Origin of the sequence: Rathayibacter sp. AY1D2, assembly GCF_002932695.1 — a bacterium.
Lineage (GTDB): Bacteria > Actinomycetota > Actinomycetes > Actinomycetales > Microbacteriaceae > Rathayibacter.
Genome location: NZ_PSVX01000003.1, coordinates 1 through 18,116, shown reverse-complemented (window position 1 = coordinate 18,116; position 18,116 = coordinate 1). Strand labels below are relative to the sequence as shown.

Sequence of the window (18,116 nt, the reverse complement as noted above, 5' to 3'; positions counted from 1 at the left end):
GAGAATCACCAGACGCCGTCACCGGCCGACAGCCGCCACCCCGCCCGCCGAGCTCTGCGGCACCGGTCCGCACCTCCACAAGGAGAACCCGGTGACCGCGGAGGCGTGCTCCCCCGACTCCGTCGCCGCCGGCCCCCACTCCTGCAGCTCGGTGCACCCGTCCGCCACTGCGGCCTTCCGCACCGACTCGGTCGGCGGAGCGGAGTTCTTCAGCACCAGCAGAGGCGTGCGTCCTGCCGCGATCATCCGGGTGACGTCCTGCTCGGTGAAGACCCGCGCCTGGCCGGAGTAGCCGCCGTCGGTGAGCACGCTCGCGCCGGTCGCCGTGATGATCGGCGCCGAGATCGCCCAGGAGTCGGTGAGGAACAGGGGCGCCCCGTCCACCCCGCCGCCGGCGGCACGAGCGGCGGCGACCAGGCCGGTCTCGTCGGCGGTCATCGAGTCGTGCCCGCCGACCGCGTCCGGCGACGAGACCGCGAACGGAGCCGAGGTCTCGGCCCGCTGCGGGAAGCGCAGGCCGACGAGCGCGTCGCCGCCCGACCCGTCGAGGGACGCGTCGAGCACCTGCAGGCTGAACGCGACCGGCCCGGCCAGGATCACGACCGCTGCCGCGAGCGCGACGGGACGACGCCGGGCCGCTTCCCTCCGGCTCCCGACCGCTCGCTCCACCGCACCGCCCCTCCGTCGCCGCGCCGCCACCGCGACCACGACGAGCCCTGCTCCGGCGAGCGCCGCGAACGGCAGGCCCAGCACCGCGGGCAGCTGCCCGCCCACGGCGAGCGCCGCGCTCCACGCCGTCTGCGCGACGAGGAGGAGCGGCAGCACCAGCCGCGCGACGACCCGGGTCGACGCGAGCAGCCGCACCGCCTCCGCCCAGCCCAGCGCCGCGAGGAGCGCCAGCTGCACTCCGATCGCCGCGACGTAGGCGGTGTGCGGCACCGTCGCCACCGAGAGCACCGCCGCCGCCGTCGCCAGCCACACCGCGGTCAGGACCAGGAGGGCGAACGGACCGCGGGTGCTCCCCCGCCGCGGCCGCCAGCGCACCGCCCCCAGGATCAGCCCCGCGAGCGCCGCGGGGTACAGCCAGCCCACCTGGGTCGCGTACTGCGCGAGCAGAAGCTTCACCGGCGACGATCCCGCCGCTCCGCCCATCGCCGCGACGTGGGCGGACGCGACGACGGCGCCGGGCACCGCGCCCGAGATCAGCCGGTCGAGCCCGTTGAATCCGAACACCATCGCGAACACGTCGTTCCCCGTCGACCCGTCGATGTACGGCCGGCCGCCCGCGGGCACCGCCTGGATCGCGACCGTCCACGCCACGGAGGCACCCACCGCGACGGCCAGGAGCCCGCCCGCCCAGGCGAGGGCTCGGCGCCACCCGTGCACCCCGACGAGAGTCGCCACCACGAGCGCCGGCAGGACGAACCAGGCCTGCATCATCTTCGCCTGGAAGCCGATCCCGATGGACAGCCCGGTCATCAGGAGCGGCCACCACCGCCCGGTCAGCACCGCTCGCTGCCACCACACCAGCGCCACAGCGAGTGCCGCCGTGAGCAGCCCGTCCTCCATCGGGTGCCCGAACATCGACACGAGGATCGGCGTGCTCGCCGCCGCTGCCGCCGCGACCAGCCCGAGCCCCCGGCCGCCCCACCGGAGCCCGACGACCGAGCACGCCGCGACCGTGATCAGCCCCTCGATCAGCTGCGGCAGCGCGATCGACGACGTCGACATGCCGAACAGCCGGATGCTCAGCGCCTGCGGCACCGCGAACCCCGCCAGCTTGTCCAGCGTCACCGTGGCGGCGGGATCGAAGGCTCCGAACGCCAGCGCGTGCCACGACTCCGACATCGACCGTGCCGCCGCCTCGTAGAAGACGGCGTCTCCGCCCCGGGCGAGATTCCAGCCGGTGAGGACCGTCGAACCGCACAGGATCGCGAGGAGGGTGAGCCGCGCCCACCAGGGTTCGCGCCACCAGCGGGCGAGCGGAGCGGAGTGGGTCACGTCCACCGACGCTAGGGAGCCGGCCTGCCGCCGCCCTTGCGGGCGGTCGGGGAGACGCCGTGCATGCCGCTCCGGCTTCTCAGTCCGGACGCCGCCGGCACGGCCGACGACCAGGAAGGGTGCCGCGCCGCCCCGGTGACCCTCTAGGGTGCGGACATGCCCCGCTCCATGGCCGACCTCTCCTTCCGCCGCGCCCAGTGGGAGCAGCGCTATGCACCGCACGTGGCTCCCGTGAACCGCTGGGTCGACGAGCTGCGGAACCCCTACGGACGCGGCTGGCTGCCCTACGTCGCTCCCCTGCACGGCGGAGTGGAGGCGCGCGTCCTCAGCGTCCTCCGCGATCCCGGCCCCGCCACCCAGGACGGCGTCGGAAGCGGCTTCCTCTGCACCGAGAACGACGACCCGACGGCGGAGCTCATGGCCGGGCTGATGGACGAGGTGGGCCTCGCCCCCGCCGACCTGCTGCCGTGGAACGCCTACCCCTGGTACATCAACCAGGCGCCGAACGCCGAGCAGCTCGACGCCGGCGTCGAGACCGTCCTGCATCTGCTCGCGCTCGCCCCAGGCGTCGAGGTGGTCCTCCTGCAGGGCGGCGACGCCGATCACGGCTGGCGGCGCCTCCTCAGGCGGCACCCGGCGATCGAGCGCGAGCGCGGCCTCACGGTGATCCGCACCTTCCACCCGTCGCGACAGGCGCTCTGGGCACGAGATCCCGCCGAGCGGGAGGCGCGCTCCGCCCGACGTCGCGAGGCCTTCGCCGAGGTCGCCGCAGCGCTCCGGTGAGCGGCCCGCAGCCTCACGACGAGGCCCGGAAACGACGGAAGCCCTGACGACGACCAGTGGTCTCATCAGGGCTTTCCGTCGGGCTGACAGGATTTGAACCTGCGACCCCTTGACCCCCAGTCAAGTGCGCTACCAAGCTGCGCCACAGCCCGTGGCAGACCGGGCCGAGGCCCGGGCAACTCGACTACCTTAGCGGATGCCGACGCCGGAAGTGAAAACGAGCGGGCCCCGTAGACTCGCTGCGCGGAACGCGTCGGCACGGGTCGACGCGCCGTCGGCAGCTCGGGAGGCGTCAGCAGTGGATGCGCGGCAGAAGCGATCACAGGTGGCCCTGCACCGGGCCATCATCGAACTCGCGACCGGCCGCGACGTCGCCACCCTCACCGTCTCCGAGATCACGGATCTCGCCGGCGTGAACCGCTCCACCTTCTACGCCCACGCCTCCTCCGCCGCAGAACTGCTCTGCGCCGCCCTGCGGGACGAGCTCGACGCGATCCGCGAGGGCTATCTGCAGCAGCTCCGGAGCGGCGCCGCGACCGACGCGAGCATCCGCGAGGGCACCTCCCGCGTCCTCGGCCACCTGGACGGCCACCGCGACCTCTACCTCCGCGCCTTCGACGCCCCCGGCGGCGACTCGGGCCTCCGCGCGATGCTCGCGGGGCACTTCCGTACCGCCGTCTCCGCGACGCTCGACACCGGGATCCTCGACGTCCCGGCCGCGGACGCACCGCTCGGGTTCCTCGAGAACGCGACGGCCTCGTTCCTCGCGGCGGGCTCCGTCGGCCTGATGGAGCAGTGGCTCCGCCTGCCCGCGCCCCGCGATCCCGGCAGCTACCTCGCCGCCTACCGACGGCTCCTGCCGCCGTGGTGGCCCTTCGCCACCGGCGACTGATCGGCCTCCCGGCCCTGCCGACGCCCGATCGGAGAGACGACCGCCCGGTTCGAGGGAGGCCGCTGGGCCTTCGGCAGCACCGCGCCGCCCGTCACTCCCGCTCGCGACGAGGCCGACCCGCTCGATCGAGCCGCATCGGAGCGGCATCCGCCCCTCGACTCGACGACCGCTCCTCCCGGAGACGCGGACGGCCCGCGGGAGGAGCTCCCACGGGCCGGACACGGTGCGGCTGCGCTCAGCGCGCGCGCTTCTCGCGGACGCGCATGTTGACGTTCACCGGCGACCCCTGGAAGCCGTAGATCTCGCGCAGGCGGCGCGCGATGTAGCGGCGGTAGCCCGGGTCGAGGAACCCCGTCGTGAAGAGGACGAATGTCGGCGGGCGGGACGAGGCCTGCGTGCCGAAGAGCACGCGGGGCTGCTTGCCTCCGCGGAGGGGGTGCGGGTGCGCCGCGGTGAGCTCGGCGAGGAACGCGTTGAACTTGCCCGTCGGGATGCGCGTGTCCCACGACTCGAGGGCGAGCTCGAGCGCCGGCACGAGCTTCTCGAGGTGGCGGCCGGTGCGGGCCGAGATGTTGACGCGGGGCGCCCACGCCACGTGGGCGAGGTCGGTCTCGATCTCGCGCTCGAGGTAGCGGCGGCGCTCGTCGTCGAGGAGGTCCCACTTGTTGAAGGCGAGCACGAGCGCCCGGCCCGACTCCAGCACCAGGTCGATGATGCGGACGTCCTGCTCCGAGATCGGCTGCGAGACGTCGAGGACGACGACGGCGACCTCGGCCTTCTCGAGCGCGGTCGAGGTGCGCAGCGACGCGTAGAAGTCGGCGCCCTGCTGGAGGTGCACGCGGCGGCGGATGCCCGCGGTGTCGACGAAGCGCCAGACCTTGCCGGCGATCTCGACCTGCTCGTCGACCGGGTCGCGCGTGGTGCCGGCGAGCTCGTTGACGACGACCCGCTCCTCCCCCGCCGCCTTGTTGAGCAGGCTGGACTTGCCGACGTTCGGGCGGCCGAGGATCGCGACGCGGCGCGGTCCGCCGACCTCGCGCTTGGCGACGGCCGACTCCAGAGGGAGCTTCTCGAGCACCGCGTCGAGAAGGTCGGCGACGCCGCGGCCGTGGACGGCCGAGACGGGGCGGGGCTCGCCCAGGCCGAGCGACCACAGCGAGGCGGCGTTCGGCTCCTGGCGGGCGTCGTCCACCTTGTTCGCGGCGAGGAAGACCGGCTTCTTCGTCTTGCGCAGCAGCTTCACGACGTGCTCGTCGGTCGCGGTCGCGCCGACGTTCGCGTCGACGACGAAGATGACGGCGTCGGCGAGGTCGATGGCGATCTCGGCCTGCATGGCGACGGAGGCGTCGATGCCGCGGGCGTCGGGCTCCCAGCCGCCGGTGTCGACGATGGTGAACGCCCGGTCGATCCACTCCGCCTTGTAGGACACGCGGTCGCGCGTGACGCCCGGGGTGTCCTCGACGACGGCCTCGCGGCGGCCGAGGATGCGGTTCACCAGCGCGGACTTGCCGACGTTGGGGCGGCCCACGATCGCCACGACCGGGAGGGCGGGGAGGTAGCGGACCTCGTCCGAGTCCTCCCCGGCGAACTCGAGGAGGTCGAGGTCCTCCTCGTCGAGGTCGTAGTCCTCGAGTCCGCTGCGGAGCGCCTGCGCGCGTGAGGAGGCGAGCTGCTCGTCGAGGTCGCCGAGGCGCTCGACGAGGTCGTCGTCTCCGAAGTTCAGCTCGTCGTCACCGACGTGCGTGTCCTGTGCCATGACCGGCCCTTGCTCTCGAAGTTCGGACCTCGGCGACGACCGCGTCGACGGTCTGCTCGAAGTCGAGATGAGTGGAGTCGAGAAGAGTGACTCCTTCTGCGGCGTTCATGAAGTCGACCACCTGCGAGTCGGCGCGGTCCCTCGACCGCAGCGCCTGACCCGTCGCCTCGGCGGATTCCGTGGTGACCTCGCGCGAACGCCTGGCCATTCTAGCCTCTTCGCTCGCCGTCAGCAGGATCCGGACCGGAGCGGTCGGTGCGACGACCGTCGTGATGTCGCGGCCCTCGACGATGATGCCCTCCCGACGCGTCTCGCCGATGATCCTCCGGAACAGCAGTGTGATCCTCCGACGGACCTCGGGGACCTTCGCCACGGCCGAGACGCGCGCGGTCACCCGGGGCTCGCGGATGGCGGTGGTCACCTCGGTCGGACCGACCCACACCGAGTACGACTCGGGGTCGGTGCCGATGGAGTAGTCGAAGCCGTCGAGCGCGTCGACGATCGCGTCCTGGTCCTCGAAGTCGAGGCCGCGGTCGAGCCCGTGCCAGGCGAGCGCGCGGTAGGCCGCTCCCGTGTCGAGGAACTCGAAGTCGAGGCGGCGGGCGGCAGCCCTCGACACGCTGGACTTGCCGCTGCCGGCCGGGCCGTCGATGGCGACCACGACGGCCTCGCCGAAGTCGCCCTGCTCGGCGGCCTCGGAGCGCGCCTCGCGCTCGGGAGCCGCGCCCCCGTCCTCCGGGATGCTCTGCTGTGCCCGGCGGGCGGGCGTCATCCTGTTCAGGCCGCCCTCCTGCCTGTTCTGCTCGGTGCTCATCCGGCGATCCTCCAGCCGCGTATGGTCAGTTCTTCGGTCAGCGGCGCGACCGCTTCGGGCACCACCGAGATCTCGGCGAGACCCACTCGGCGCCCCTGCGCGTGCTCGAGGCGCACGTCCTCGAGATTGACGCCCGCCTCGCCGATCTCCACCAGGAGCCGCGCGAGGGTTCCGGGAGAGTCGTCGACGAGGACGATCAGGGTCGAGAAGCGCTGGTCCTGGCCGTGCTTGCCGGGCAGGCGCGCCACTCCGGCGTTGCCCGCGGCCAGGTGCTCGGCGAGCACGCGGCGCGAGCCGGGCGCCTCGAGGTCGCGGAGAGCGTCGGCGACCGCGGCGACGTCGTCGCGGAAGGCGTCGAGCACCGCGACGACGTGCTCGCGGTTCGCGGCCAGGATCTGCATCCAGAGCTCGGGGGCCGAGGCCGCCAGGCGCGAGACGTCGCGGACGCCCTGCCCGGCGAGGCGGAGCGCCGCGTTCGGGGCGTCGAGGAGGCGCTGGCCGAGCAGTGACGAGATCACCTGCGGGGCGTGCGAGACGAGGCCGACCGAGAGGTCGTGCTCCTCCGGGTCCATCTCGACGATGGTGCCGCCGAGGTCGAGAGCGAGGCCCTCCACCCTTGCGAGCGCGTCGGGCGCGGTCTCGCCGTCGCGGCAGATCACCCAGGGTCTGCCGACGAAGAGGTCTCCCCGCGCGGCGACCGGTCCGCCGCGCTCGCGGCCGGCCATCGGGTGCGAGCCGATGTAGCGGGCGAGGTCGACGCCGCGGGAGCGCAGCTCGCGCAGCGGCTGGGTCTTGACGCTCGCCACGTCGGTGACGACGGCTCCGGGGTGCGCCGCGAGCTCGCGCTCGACGACGCTCGCTGTGACGTCAGGGGGGACGCAGACGACGACGACGGAGGGCCGGTCGTCGGCGGAGGCGGCGCGGCCGGCCCCGTAGTCGATGGCGAGGGAGAGGCTCGCGGGCGAGGCGTCGTCGAGGACGACGTCGATCCCGCGGGAGGCGAGGCCGAGGCCGATGGAGGCGCCGAGCAGTCCGGAGCCGACCACCCGCACCGTCCCGGTCGTCCGCATCGCGGGCGGCGCGGGGTGCAGGAGCTCGTTCACCCCGACAGCCTAGCGATCGGCGCGGCGCTGCTTGTCGGCGCCGGACCGGCGCGGAGGACCGTCGCTCCGCCCGCCGCCGGCGGAGGAGCCGCCGCGATCGGACGACCGTCCCGCCGAGCCGCCGCGGTCGGACGACCGTCCCGCCGATCCGCCGCGATCCGAGGATCGCCCGGCCGAGCCGCGCTCCGCCGGGGCGACGCGCTCGCCGCTGTCAGGCCGGGGCCGCCGCGCACCCGCGCTCACCTTCTTCGAGGGGACCGCGGGAGCGGCCGCCACCGCCTCGCCGCCCTGCCGCGCGATCGTGAGCAGCGCGCCCAGCTCCTCCCGGGTCAGGTCGCGCAGATCGCCCGAGCGCAGGGTGCCCAGGTGCAGCGGCCCGAACTGGCGCCGGACGAGCTCGATCACCGGGTGGCCGACAGCCGCCATCATCCGGCGGACGACCCGGTTGCGACCGGAGTGCAGGGTGATCTCGACGAGCGAGGCGTTCGAGCGGCCCTCCGGCCGGCCGAGGAGACGCGCCTTGTCGGCGGCCACCGGTCCGTCGTCGAGCTCGATCCCGGAGGTCAGCGTCGCGATCGTCTGCGGGAGGACCTGCCCGTGCACCTTCGCGATGTAGGTCTTCGTCACTCCGAACGACGGGTGCGCGAGGACGTGGGCGAGCTCGCCGTCGTTGGTCAGCACCAGCAGTCCCGAGGTCTCGGCGTCGAGGCGCCCGACGTTGAACAGCCGCTCCTCGAAGTTCTTCGTGTAGAGGCTGAGGTCGGTGCGTCCGTTCTCGTCCGCCAGCGAGCTGACGACGCCGATCGGCTTGTTGAGCATGACGTAGCGGCGCGAGGTGTCCAGCTGCACCGCGACCCCGTCGACCTCGATCCGGTCGGTCGCCGGATCGATGCGGCGGCCGAGCTCGTCCGCCACCTCGCCGTTGACGCGGATCCGCCGCGCCACGATCATCTCCTCGACCACTCGTCGGGAGGCGACCCCCGCTGCCGCGAGGACCTTCTGCAGTCGTTCGCCGTCGGGGCCGCTGTCAGGCGCGCTCATCGAATCCGTCTCTTCCGTCGCTCAGTAGGGGGGAGATCTTCGGCAGCTCGTCGAGCGAGGTGAGGCCGAGGTGCACGAGCAGCTGCTCGGTGGTGCCGTAGAGGACCGCGCCCGTCTCGGGGTCGTGGCCGACCTCCGCGATGAGGCCGCGGCCGAGGAGGGTGCGCGCGACGGAGTCGACGTTGACCGCGCGGATCTGCGCGACCTGACCGCGCGAGACCGGCTGCTTGTAGGCGATCACGGCGAGCGTCTCGAGCGCCGCCTGCGAGAGCCGCGTCGGGTTCTGCGTCAGGACGAAGTCCTTGACCACCGGGTCGTACTCGCGGCGCACGTAGATCCGCCAGCCGGCACCGACCTCGCGCAGCTCGAAGCCCCGGCGGATCGCCCCGTCGGCGCCGTCGTAGTCGGCGACCAGGCGCTCGATCGACTGGCGGACCACGGCGATCGGCCTCGACAGCGCGGTCGCGAGGGAGGCGAGCGGCTGCGGCTCGTCCGCGACCATCAGGATCGCCTCGATCGCCCGGTCGATCTCGAACGCGACGGTCCCGGGGCCGGCGTCAGGAGTCATAGTCGGCTCCGAGCGCGGCGAGGCTCGCATCGCTCCACTGCTCGGCGACCCAGCGCAGCGTGAGCTCGCCGAGCGGCTCCGGCTGGTCGAACGAGATCGCGGCGTGCCGGTAGAGCTCGAGCACGGCCAGGAAGCGCGCGACGATCACGCCCTTCTCGTCGGCGTCCGCGATCAGCTCGCCGAAGGTGGCCCTCCCGCGGGCGCACAGCATCGCCACGACGTGCGCGGCCTGCTCCCGGATGCTGATCTGCGGGGCGTGCAGGTGGTCCAGGCCCACCGTCGGCAGCTCGCGCGGAGCGAGGGCGACGGTCGCGAGGGCGGCGAAGTCGGCGGGCGACAGGGTCCAGACGAGCTCCGGCTTCGCGGACCGGTACTCCTCCTCCAGAGGCACGTCCCGCACGTGGCGGGCGGTCTCGATCGCGATCCGCTCGGCGAACCACGACGACACCTGCTTGAAGGCGCGGTACTGCAGGAGCCGGGCGAACAGCAGGTCTCGCGCCTCCAGCAGCGCCGCGTCCTCGGCGTCGACGAGCTCGCCCTGGGGCAGGAGTCCGGCGATCTTCAGGTCGAGGAGCGTCGCGGCGACGACGAGGAACTCCGACGCGCGATCCAGCCCCTCGAGCGAGTCGATCCCGTGCAGGTACGAGAGGAACTCGTCCGTCACGGCGCTCAGCGCGATCTCGGTGATGTCGACCTGCTGCTTCGCGATGAGGCTCAGCAGGAGGTCGAACGGACCCTCGAAGTTGGTCAGCGCGAGGTGGAACCCGGGGGGAGCGGCGCGCTCCTCGAGGAGGACCTCAGGCGACCGCGCCACGCGAGATCAGCTCCCTGGCGAGCTTGCGGTACGCCTTCGCGGCGTTGTGCTCGGGCGCGAACTGGGTGATCGGGACGCCGGACACGCTGGCGTCCGGGAACTTCACCGTGCGGCCGATCACCGTCTCGAGCACGCTGTCGCCGAAGGCGTCGACCACCCGGTCGAGCACCTCCCGCGAGTGCAGGGTGCGGGAGTCGTACATCGTGGGCAGGATGCCGTCGAGCTCGATCACCGGGTTGAGCCGGTCGCGGACCTTGTCGATCGTCTCGATCAGCAGGGCGACGCCGCGCAGCGCGAAGAACTCGCACTCGAGCGGGATGAGGACGCCGTGGCTCGCGGTGAGCGCGTTGACCGTGAGCAGGCCCAGCGAGGGCTGGCAGTCGATCAGGATGACGTCGTAGTCCGCGCTCACCTTGCGGAGCACCCGGGCGAGGATCTGCTCGCGCGCGACCTCGTTGACGAGGTGGACCTCGGCGGCGGAGAGGTCGATGTTGGCCGGGATGACGTCCAGGCCCGGCACGCGGGTCCTCCGGATCGCCTCGGCCGGGTCCTTCACGGTGCCGAGGAGCAGGTCGTAGATCGTGATGGCGTCGTAGGTGGTGACCCCGAGGCCGGCCGAGAGGGCGCCCTGCGGGTCGAAGTCGATGGCCAGCACGCGGCGGCCGTACTCGGCGAGGGTCGCGCCCAGGTTGATGGTCGTCGTCGTCTTGCCGACGCCGCCCTTCTGGTTGCAGAGCGAGATGATCCGGGCGGGGCCGTGACCGGTGAGCTCCACCGGCAGCGGGAAGTCGCGCAGGGGGCGGCCGGTCGGGCCGAGCGTCGGGGCTTCGAGACCGGTGAGCTCGGCCTTGTCGTCCGTCTTGCGTGTCACCTGCGTCGTCCTCGCTTCCGTGGCGGCGTGCGCTCCCGCGCGGCCTCCGACGAGTGTACCGGCGCCCCGCTCCCCGGCCGCCGCGCCCCGCCGCGCGGGTCCGCGGCTCTAGCGCCGCGCTCGCGGGTGCGCGGACGTGTAGACGTCCCGGAGCGTGTCCGCCGTCACCAGCGTGTAGATCTGCGTCGTCGCCACCGAGGCGTGCCCGAGGAGCTCCTGCACCACGCGGACGTCGGCGCCGCCCGCGAGCAGGTGGGTCGCGAAGGAGTGCCGGAAGGTGTGCGGCGAGATCTCCCGGTCCAGCCCAGCCTTCTCGGCGACGGCGCGGATGACCAGCCAGGCGCTCTGCCGCGACAGGCGGCTCCCGCGGACCCCCAGGAAGAGCGCCGGCGTCGCGCGCCCCCTCCGCGAGAGCTCGGGCCGCGCACGCACGAGGTACTCGTCGACCGCCTCGCGGGCGAAGCGGCCGAGCGGCACCATCCGCTGCTTGGACCCCTTGCCCGTCAGCCGCACCACCTCCGCGGCGACCACGTCGTCGACGTTCAGGTCCACCGCCTCCGAGATGCGCGCGCCCGTCGCGTAGAGCAGCTCCAGCAGGGCCCGGTCCCGCAGGTCCGCGAGCTCCTCGCCGCGCGCAGCGTCGAGCAGCGCCGCCATCTGCTCGACCGTGACCGCCTTCGGCAGGGTCATCGGGATCTTCGGCGGCAGCACGTCCCGGGCCACGTCGTCCGCGACGACCCCCTCCTCGAGGGCGAAGCGGTGCAGCCCTCGGACGCTCGAGAGGATCCGTGCGCGCGAGCTCGCCGCGAGCGGCCGCTCCGGGCGTGCGGCCAGCCAGGAGGAGAACTCCCCCACGTCGACGCGTCCGAGCTGCGCCAGATCGACGGTCCCGCGCTCCTCGAGCCAGCCGAGGTAGAGCTCCAGGTCGCGCCGGTAGGCCGCGAGCGTGTGCGCCGAGAGCCCGCGCTCCACGCTCGCCTGCCGGAGGTACGCCTCGGCGCAGGCGCGGGGGCTCACCCCCGGGGGTGGCGGACCCGCGGGTGGCGCGTCCACGGCGAGGACGCGTCGCCCAGCCCGTCCCAGTCGCGCGAGCGGAACGCGTGCGCCGCGAGCACCGCGATCGTCAGCGAGGGGTTCTGCACCCGGCGGGCGAGGACCGCCTCGACCGCCTCGTCCAGCGGCACCCACCGCAGCTCCATGTCGGCCTCCTCCGCCTCGCGGTCGAAGGCGGAGCCGGTGGACGAGAGCCCGCGGGCCAGGTAGATCCGGATGACCTCGTCGCTGCCGCCCGGCGAGGTGGCGAACTCCGAGAGCAGGTCCCAGCGCTCGGCCTGCAGGTCCGTCTCCTCGCCCAGCTCCCGCTGAGCGGCGACCAGGGGATCCTCGCCCTCGACGTCGAGCAGGCCGGCCGGGATCTCCCACTCGCGGGTGCGGACAGGGTGCCGGTACTGCTTGATCAGGGCGACGCGGTCCTCGTCGTCGAGGGCCAGCACGGCGACGGCTCCCGTGTGATCGAGGAACTCCCGGCGCAGCTCGCCGCCGCCGTAGCGGAACGTCTCGGCGCGGACGCCCCAGACCATCCCGTCGAAGACGCGCTCACTGGTCAGGACCTCCGGCTCGACGAGCTCGTCCGACAGCGGCTCACTCACCGGCGCCCGCCTCCGATGCCGGGAAGAGGCGCGAGGCCTCCTGGCGCTCGAGGGCGGCGGTCACGAGGCCGCGGAAGAGCGGGTGCGCGGCGTTCGGGCGCGAGCGGAGCTCCGGGTGCGCCTGCGTGCCCACGTAGTAGGGGTGCTTCTCGCGGGGCAGCTCGACGTACTCCACGAGGTGGCCGTCGGGCGAGAGGCCCGAGAACCAAAGCCCCGCCTCGGCGATCCGGTCGCGGTAGCGGTTGTTGACCTCGTAGCGGTGACGGTGGCGCTCGGCAGCCTCAGGTGCGCCGTACACCTCGGCGACGATCGAGCCCTCGGCGAGCTCGGCCGTGTAGAGGCCGAGGCGCATCGTGCCGCCCATGTCCCCGGACGCGAGGATCTCGACCTGCTCGGCCATCGTCGCGATGACGGGGAACTCCGTCTCCGGGTCGAACTCCGACGACGAGGCCCCCTCGAGGCCGGCCTCGTTGCGGGCGTACTCGATGACCATGCACTGCAGGCCGAGGCAGAGCCCGAGGGTCGGTATCCCGTTCTCCCGCGCGAAGCGCAGCGCGCCGAGCTTGCCCTCGATGCCGCGGATGCCGAAGCCGCCGGGCACGCAGATGCCGTCGAGCTCGGAGAGCGCCTTGGCCGCAGCCTCGGGGTCCTCGAGCCCGTCGGAGGCGATCCAGCGGATGGCGACCTTCGTCTGCTGCGCGAAGCCGCCGGCCCGCAGAGCCTCCGTCACGGAGAGGTAGGCGTCGGGCAGGTCGATGTACTTCCCGACCAGGCCGATGGTGACCTCGTGCTTGGGCTCGTGCACGGCCTCGAGCAGTCGCGACCAGCCGTCCCAGACGACCTCGCCGGCCGGGAGGCCCAGCTGGTCGATGATGTAGGCGTCGAGGCCCTGCTCGTTGAGCATCTGCGGGATCTCGTAGATCGACGCGACGTCCTTGGCGTTGACCACGGCCTGCTCGTCGACGTCGCACATCAGCGCGATCTTGCGCTTGTTCGACTCCGACACGGGCCGGTCGCTCCGCAGCACCAGCGCGTCCGGCTGGATGCCGATCGAGCGCAGCGCCGCGACGGAGTGCTGGGTGGGCTTGGTCTTCTGCTCGCCGGAGGCGCCCATGAAGGGCACCAGCGAGACGTGCACGAAGAAGACGTTGCGGCGGCCGAGCTCGTGGCGAACCTGGCGGGCCGACTCGATGAACGGCTGGCTCTCGATGTCGCCGACGGTGCCGCCGATCTCGGTGATGATGACGTCCGGCTGCGGGTCGTCCTCCGACTGGAGGCGCATGCGCCGCTTGATCTCGTCCGTGATGTGCGGGATGACCTGGACCGTGTCCCCGAGGTACTCGCCGGCGCGCTCCCGCGCGATGACCCGCGAGTAGATCTGGCCGGTCGTGACGTTCGCGGCCTGGTTCAGGTTGATGTCGAGGAAGCGCTCGTAGTGGCCGATGTCGAGATCGGTCTCGGCGCCGTCGTCGGTCACGAAGACCTCGCCGTGCTGGAACGGGTTCATCGTCCCCGGGTCCACGTTGAGGTACGGGTCGAGCTTCTGCATGACGACGCGCAGCCCGCGCGCGGTCAGCAGGTTGCCCAGGCTCGCGGCCGTGAGTCCCTTGCCGAGCGAGGAGACGACACCGCCGGTGACGAAGATGTGCTTCGTGATCTTCGAGGGGGCGTCCTGCCCGGCCGTCGAAGCGTTCCGGGTCGAGGACCCGGAGGAGCCCTCGGGATCCGAGGGAGAAGAAGAGGAAAGGCCCGCGTTCGTAAAGTCCACCACGGGGTTCCACCGTAACAGCAGAACGGCGGCGGCGGACCGTCCGGGACGGATCGATGTCGTCCCGGGCCGCTCGCGATCAGCCCCGTCGGCTCGATTCGAGGAGCTCCCGCGCATGAGCGAGAGCGTTGGCGGAGTCGGTGAGCCCCGAGAGCAGGCGCGCCATCTCGGACACCCGCTCCTCGGAGTCGAGCTGCGTCACGGCGCTCGAGGTCACCGCGCCGTCCGAGCCCTTCTCGACGCGGAGGTGGTTCGTGGCGAATGCGGCGACCTGCGCGAGGTGGGTCACCACGATGACCTGCGACGTCTCGGCGAGCCGCGCGAGCCGTCGGCCGATCTCGATCGCCGCCGCTCCGCCGACCCCCGCGTCGACCTCGTCGAAGACGAACGTCGGCACGGGGTCGTTGGCGGCGACCACGACCTCGATCGCGAGCATCACCCGCGAGAGCTCGCCTCCCGAGGCTCCGCGGGCGAGGGGCCGGGGTGCGGCCCCGGTGTGCGGCTGGAGCAGCATCTCGACGGAGTCGCGCCCGTGGACGCTCGGCTCCCCCGCGGCCGTCACCTTCACGTGCAGGTGCGCATCCGCCATGGCCAGCGCGGTGAGCTCGTCGCTGACCCGCTCCCCCAGCTCGGCGGCCGCCGCGGTCCGCAGCTCGGTCAGCCGGGTCGCGAGGCGGTCGACGAGGTCCGCGTCGGCAGCGGTGTCTGCCTCGAGAGCCGCGATCCTCTCGTCGTCGCCGTCGAGCTCGAGCAGGCGGAGTCCGGAGGAGTCCACCAGGTCGAGCACGTCGTCCAGCGTCGGTCCGTAGGTGCGGGCGAGCAGGGACAGCTCCGCCCGCCGGTTCTCGATCAGCTCCAGGTCGTGTGCGCCGTCGAGGTCGAGCTCCGCCAGGTACGAGGAGAGCCCGCCGGCGGCGTCGACGAGGAGCACCGCCGCCTCGCCGAGCGTCTGGACCGTCGGCTGCAGGGCGGCGTCGTGCTCGGCCGCCCGCTCCAGCACGCGCCGCGCCGTCTCGAGGAGCCCGAGCGCGTCCCGCCCGTCCAGCTCCTCGGACGAGATCGCCTCGCGGGCCTCGCCGGCGGCGAGCCGAAGCTGCTCGATGCTCCCGAGCCGGGCGGACTGCGCCGCGAGCTCGACGTCCTCCCCGCGCTGGGGGGCGACCACCTCGATCTCGGCGAGGGCGGAGCGGAGCCGTTCGGCTTCGCGGGCGCGAGTCTCCCGGGCCTCGGTGAGCGAATCGAGCTCCTCCCGGTTGGCCCGCCAGCGCTCGAAGGCGCTCGCGTAGTCGCGGAGGGCGTCGGCGAGACCGGGTCCGCCGAACCGGTCGAGCGCCTCGCGCTGCGCCGCGGCGGAGCGGAGGCGGATCTGGTCCGACTGCCCGTGCACGACGACCAGCTGATCGGCGAGCTCGCTCAGCACGCTGACCGGTGCGCTTCGGCCGCCGACGACGGCTCGCCCGCGTCCCTCCGCCGAGACCGACCGCGCGAGGAGCAGCTCCGGGCCGTCGAGATCGCCGCCGGCGTCGTGGACGCGCTCGGCGACCGGGCCCTCCTCGGGGACCAGCCAGCGCCCCGACACCCAGGCCTGCTTCGCTCCCGAGCGCACCGCGGACGCGTCCGAGCGCGCGCCCAGCACGAGGCCGAGCGCCGTGACCACCATCGTCTTGCCGGCGCCGGTCTCGCCGGTGACCGCGGTGAAGCCCGGTCCGAGCGGGAGCGTCGCCTCGGCGATCACTCCGAGGTCGCGGATCTGCAGCTCTTCGAGCATCGGGCCTTACTCCGTCTCCGCCGACCCCCGCCATCCGCGGATGGGGAGACCGAACTTGTGCACGAGTCGATCGGTGAAGGGGGCGTCGTGCAGGCGTGCGAAGCGCACGGGCACGGGCGAGCGCCGGTAGACGACGCGCGCTCCCGGCGGCAGCTCGTAGGCGCGCCGGCCGTCGGCCCAGAGGACGCCGACGCCGTCGGTCCTCTCCTTGACCTCGACGGCGAGGCTCGACGACGGGCCCACGACGAGGGGCCGCGCGAAGAGCGCGTGGGCACTGAGCGGAACGAGGAGCATCGCCTCGACGGTCGGCCACACGACGGGGCCGCCCCCGGAGAAGGCGTAAGCGGTGGAACCGGTCGGAGTGGACACGACGATGCCGTCGCAGCCGAAGCTCGACAGCGGACGTCCGTCGACGCCCACCATGACCTCGAGCATCCGCTCGCGGCTGCCCTTCTCGACGGTCGCCTCGTTGAGCGCCCAGGTCTCGTAGACGACGGCCTCGTCGATCTTGACGCGCACCTGCAGGGTCATCCGCTCCTCGACCGCGTAGTCGCCGTCGAGCGCACGGGCGACGGCGTCGTCGAGATCGTCCCGCTCGCTCTCCGCGAGGAACCCGACGTGGCCGAGGTTCACGCCGAGCAGAGGGGCCGTCCCGGACCGGACGATCTCCGCTGCGCGGAGGATGGTCCCGTCCCCGCCGAGCACGAACACGAGCTCGATGAACTCGAGCGGCACGTCGGACCCGAGCACGGCGACGTCGCTCAGATCCGGAGCGACCGCGACGATGTCGCCCTTGTCGTCGGCGCAGAGGACGGGGTGGGCGCCGGAGTTCCGGAGTCGCTCGACGACGAGGACCGCCGCATCGAGGGAGTCCGTCCGTCCGGTGTGGGCGACGACGAGGATGTTGCGCTCGTCACGAGGGGACTGCATCGAGGGGGTGTCCTTCTGGTCGGTCGACAGCGGCGGACACGATCGCGTCATCCGGTGGTGAGCGCGGTGACCGCGTCCCTCCATTCTGTCGGAATCGTTCCGCGGTCGCGGTGGAGGTGCGCCAGATACTCGCGATTCCCAGCGCCCCCCGGGAGTGGCGACTCGGCCAGCCCGACGACGCCGAGCCCCAGGTCCCACGCCGACCACAGGACGTCCGAGAGGGCCTCGCGACGCAGCTCCGGATCCCGGACGATCCCCTCCCGCACCCCCAAGCGGCCGACCTCGAACTGCGGCTTCACCAGCACCACGAAGTCGGCGAGCGGATCCACGGAGGCGGCGACGGGAGGCAGAACCATCCGCAGGGAGATGAAGGACACGTCGGACACGACCAGGTCCGGGACGATCTCGGTCCTGGCGGCTTCGGCGAGCCGGGCGGCGGTGAGATCCCGCGCATTGAACCCCTCCACCACGTGGACGCGATCGTCGGACCGGATCCGGGGAGCGAGCTGCGCGTGCCCGACGTCGAGGGCGATCACCGAGGCGGCGCCGCGCTCGAGCAGGACCTGCGAGAACCCGCCCGTCGACGCCCCGACGTCGAGAGCGTTCCGGCCCGCGACTCGCACCGTCACGAAGGTGTCGAGGGCGGCGAGCAGCTTGTGGGCGGCCCGGCTGACGTAGTGGTCAAGGCCGGCGACCGCGACGTCCTGATCGTCGCGCACGCGGATCGAGGGCTTCAGTGCAGGGACACCGTCCACCGTCACCAGACCGTCGGCGATCATCCGAGCGGCATGGGTGCGGGACCGGGCGATGCCCCGCTCGGCGAGAGCCGAGTCGAGTCGCGAGTCGTCGGTCATCGGTCGCGGTCCGCGTTCTCGAGTCGGATGCGCAGCTGCTCCTGCAGCTGGACGTATCCGGCTGCCCTCTCGTTGAGCGGAGTCTGCTCGATCCGGAGGAGCTCGTCTGACAGGACGTGTTCCTCCACGACGTCGAAGCCGTTCTGGAGCGGCCTCGATTCCGGAGAGGGCGTCGGGTCGTGCTGAGTCATCGCTGCTCCTCGTTCCGGAGTCGGGCGACGACGGTCATCGTCGCTCCGGCCGGTCCTGTTCGTCCTCGAACAGAGACCGACCGGTTAAACAGCGATGGCCACCCATTTCTGGGTGGCCATCGTGAATGGTGTCCGGCGGTGTCCTACTCTCCCACAGGGTCCCCCCTGCAGTACCATCGGCGCTGAGAGTCTTAGCTTCCGGGTTCGGAATGTAACCGGGCGTTTCCCTCTCGCTATGGCCGCCGTAACCCTGGCGACACACGCACCCGAAGGCACATGGTCAAATCTGGGTTACACGCCGTGCGTGTATTCA

Annotated in this window: 16 protein-coding genes, 1 tRNA gene, 1 rRNA gene and 1 pseudogene; 2 read left to right on the top strand and 17 right to left on the bottom strand. The window is 72.6% G+C overall.

Features of this window, described 5'->3' with window-relative positions:
• Nucleotides 1-18: 18 nt before the first annotated feature.
• Nucleotides 19-2,001, bottom strand: coding sequence for a glycosyltransferase family 39 protein (locus C5D04_RS01185; RefSeq protein ID WP_104292436.1), 1,983 nt, complete (start codon nt 1,999-2,001; stop codon nt 19-21).
• A 156-nt stretch (nt 2,002-2,157) separates the two neighbouring features.
• On the opposite strand from C5D04_RS01185, the gene C5D04_RS18590 reads away from it, so the two are divergent.
• Nucleotides 2,158-2,784, top strand: a complete 627-nt coding sequence (locus tag C5D04_RS18590) for a uracil-DNA glycosylase (RefSeq protein WP_104295619.1) — start codon at nt 2,158-2,160, stop codon at nt 2,782-2,784.
• A gap of 78 nt (nt 2,785-2,862) precedes the next feature.
• On the opposite strand, the gene C5D04_RS01175 is transcribed toward C5D04_RS18590, so the two are convergent.
• Nucleotides 2,863-2,936, bottom strand: a tRNA-Pro gene (locus C5D04_RS01175).
• A 173-nt stretch (nt 2,937-3,109) separates the two neighbouring features.
• Between C5D04_RS01175 and C5D04_RS01170 the strand changes: the two genes are divergently transcribed.
• Nucleotides 3,110-3,676, top strand: a complete 567-nt coding sequence (locus tag C5D04_RS01170) for a TetR/AcrR family transcriptional regulator (protein WP_104250723.1) — start codon at nt 3,110-3,112, stop codon at nt 3,674-3,676.
• 235 nt (nt 3,677-3,911) lie between these two features.
• On the opposite strand, the gene der is transcribed toward C5D04_RS01170, so the two are convergent.
• The 15 genes and pseudogenes from der to rrf form a co-directional block, all read right to left on the bottom strand.
• Nucleotides 3,912-5,432 carry a ribosome biogenesis GTPase Der gene (gene der, locus C5D04_RS01165; RefSeq protein WP_104222506.1) on the bottom strand — a complete coding sequence of 507 codons (1,521 nt, stop codon included), beginning with the start codon at nt 5,430-5,432 and terminating at the stop codon, nt 3,912-3,914.
• Complete coding sequence (gene cmk, locus C5D04_RS01160; RefSeq protein ID WP_244230649.1) at nt 5,407-6,246, bottom strand: (d)CMP kinase; 840 nt, start codon at nt 6,244-6,246, stop codon at nt 5,407-5,409. Before cmk ends, der begins: the two co-directional genes overlap by 26 nt.
• The gene (locus C5D04_RS01155) at nt 6,243-7,316 is read right to left on the bottom strand and encodes a prephenate dehydrogenase (RefSeq protein WP_104222605.1); all 1,074 of its coding nucleotides are present in this window, start codon (nt 7,314-7,316) and stop codon (nt 6,243-6,245) included. The genes cmk and C5D04_RS01155 overlap by 4 nt, the downstream gene beginning before the upstream one ends.
• A gap of 315 nt (nt 7,317-7,631) precedes the next feature.
• Nucleotides 7,632-8,390, bottom strand: a pseudogene (locus C5D04_RS01150) (pseudouridine synthase); the annotation flags it as partial.
• Entirely contained in the window at nt 8,377-8,958 is a 582-nt protein-coding gene (gene scpB / locus C5D04_RS01145) for an SMC-Scp complex subunit ScpB (protein WP_104238575.1), read from the bottom strand. The pseudogene C5D04_RS01150 and the gene scpB, both read right to left, overlap by 14 nt.
• Nucleotides 8,948-9,772, bottom strand: coding sequence for a ScpA family protein (locus C5D04_RS01140; protein ID WP_104292434.1), 825 nt, complete (start codon nt 9,770-9,772; stop codon nt 8,948-8,950). Before C5D04_RS01140 ends, scpB begins: the two co-directional genes overlap by 11 nt.
• Entirely contained in the window at nt 9,756-10,643 is an 888-nt protein-coding gene (locus tag C5D04_RS01135; RefSeq protein ID WP_104222502.1) for a ParA family protein, read from the bottom strand. The genes C5D04_RS01140 and C5D04_RS01135 overlap by 17 nt, the downstream gene beginning before the upstream one ends.
• A 108-nt stretch (nt 10,644-10,751) precedes the next feature.
• Complete coding sequence (gene xerD / locus C5D04_RS01130) at nt 10,752-11,660, bottom strand: site-specific tyrosine recombinase XerD (RefSeq protein WP_104292433.1); 909 nt, start codon at nt 11,658-11,660, stop codon at nt 10,752-10,754.
• Nucleotides 11,657-12,292: an NUDIX hydrolase gene (locus tag C5D04_RS01125; RefSeq protein WP_104233392.1), complete on the bottom strand. Its 636-nt coding sequence runs from the start codon at nt 12,290-12,292 to the stop codon at nt 11,657-11,659. Before C5D04_RS01125 ends, xerD begins: the two co-directional genes overlap by 4 nt.
• Nucleotides 12,285-13,949 carry a CTP synthase gene (locus C5D04_RS01120; protein ID WP_104347103.1) on the bottom strand — a complete coding sequence of 555 codons (1,665 nt, stop codon included), beginning with the start codon at nt 13,947-13,949 and terminating at the stop codon, nt 12,285-12,287. The genes C5D04_RS01125 and C5D04_RS01120 overlap by 8 nt, the downstream gene beginning before the upstream one ends.
• Nucleotides 13,950-14,139: 190 nt before the next feature.
• Nucleotides 14,140-15,828 (bottom strand): DNA repair protein RecN, encoded by a 1,689-nt coding sequence (gene recN, locus C5D04_RS01115; RefSeq protein ID WP_104233393.1) that lies wholly within the window; start codon nt 15,826-15,828, stop codon nt 14,140-14,142.
• Nucleotides 15,829-15,834: 6 nt separating this feature from the next.
• Nucleotides 15,835-16,758, bottom strand: a complete 924-nt coding sequence (locus tag C5D04_RS01110; protein WP_104267434.1) for an NAD kinase — start codon at nt 16,756-16,758, stop codon at nt 15,835-15,837.
• A 47-nt stretch (nt 16,759-16,805) separates the two neighbouring features.
• Nucleotides 16,806-17,612, bottom strand: coding sequence for a TlyA family RNA methyltransferase (locus C5D04_RS01105; RefSeq protein ID WP_104267435.1), 807 nt, complete (start codon nt 17,610-17,612; stop codon nt 16,806-16,808).
• Entirely contained in the window at nt 17,609-17,803 is a 195-nt protein-coding gene (locus tag C5D04_RS01100; protein WP_104283767.1) for a hypothetical protein, read from the bottom strand. Before C5D04_RS01100 ends, C5D04_RS01105 begins: the two co-directional genes overlap by 4 nt.
• Before the next feature lie 130 nt (nt 17,804-17,933).
• Nucleotides 17,934-18,050: ribosomal RNA gene (rrf, locus tag C5D04_RS01095) — 5S ribosomal RNA — on the bottom strand.
• Nucleotides 18,051-18,116 lie beyond the last annotated feature (66 nt).

Bases quoted from the DNA above. Each gene is read 5' to 3' on its own strand.
- C5D04_RS18590 (WP_104295619.1), top strand. From the start codon at position 2,158: ATGCCCCGCTCCATGGCCGACCTCTCCTTCCGCCGCGCCCAGTGGGAG.
- der (WP_104222506.1), bottom strand. From the start codon at position 5,432: ATGGCACAGGACACGCACGTCGGTGACGACGAGCTGAACTTCGGAGAC.
- cmk (WP_244230649.1), bottom strand. From the start codon at position 6,246: ATGAGCACCGAGCAGAACAGGCAGGAGGGCGGCCTGAACAGGATGACG.
- C5D04_RS01155 (WP_104222605.1), bottom strand. From the start codon at position 7,316: ATGCGGACGACCGGGACGGTGCGGGTGGTCGGCTCCGGACTGCTCGGC.
- scpB (WP_104238575.1), bottom strand. From the start codon at position 8,958: ATGACTCCTGACGCCGGCCCCGGGACCGTCGCGTTCGAGATCGACCGG.
- recN (WP_104233393.1), bottom strand. From the start codon at position 15,828: ATGCTCGAAGAGCTGCAGATCCGCGACCTCGGAGTGATCGCCGAGGCG.
- C5D04_RS01110 (WP_104267434.1), bottom strand. From the start codon at position 16,758: ATGCAGTCCCCTCGTGACGAGCGCAACATCCTCGTCGTCGCCCACACC.
- C5D04_RS01105 (WP_104267435.1), bottom strand. From the start codon at position 17,612: ATGACCGACGACTCGCGACTCGACTCGGCTCTCGCCGAGCGGGGCATC.
- C5D04_RS01100 (WP_104283767.1), bottom strand. From the start codon at position 17,803: ATGACTCAGCACGACCCGACGCCCTCTCCGGAATCGAGGCCGCTCCAG.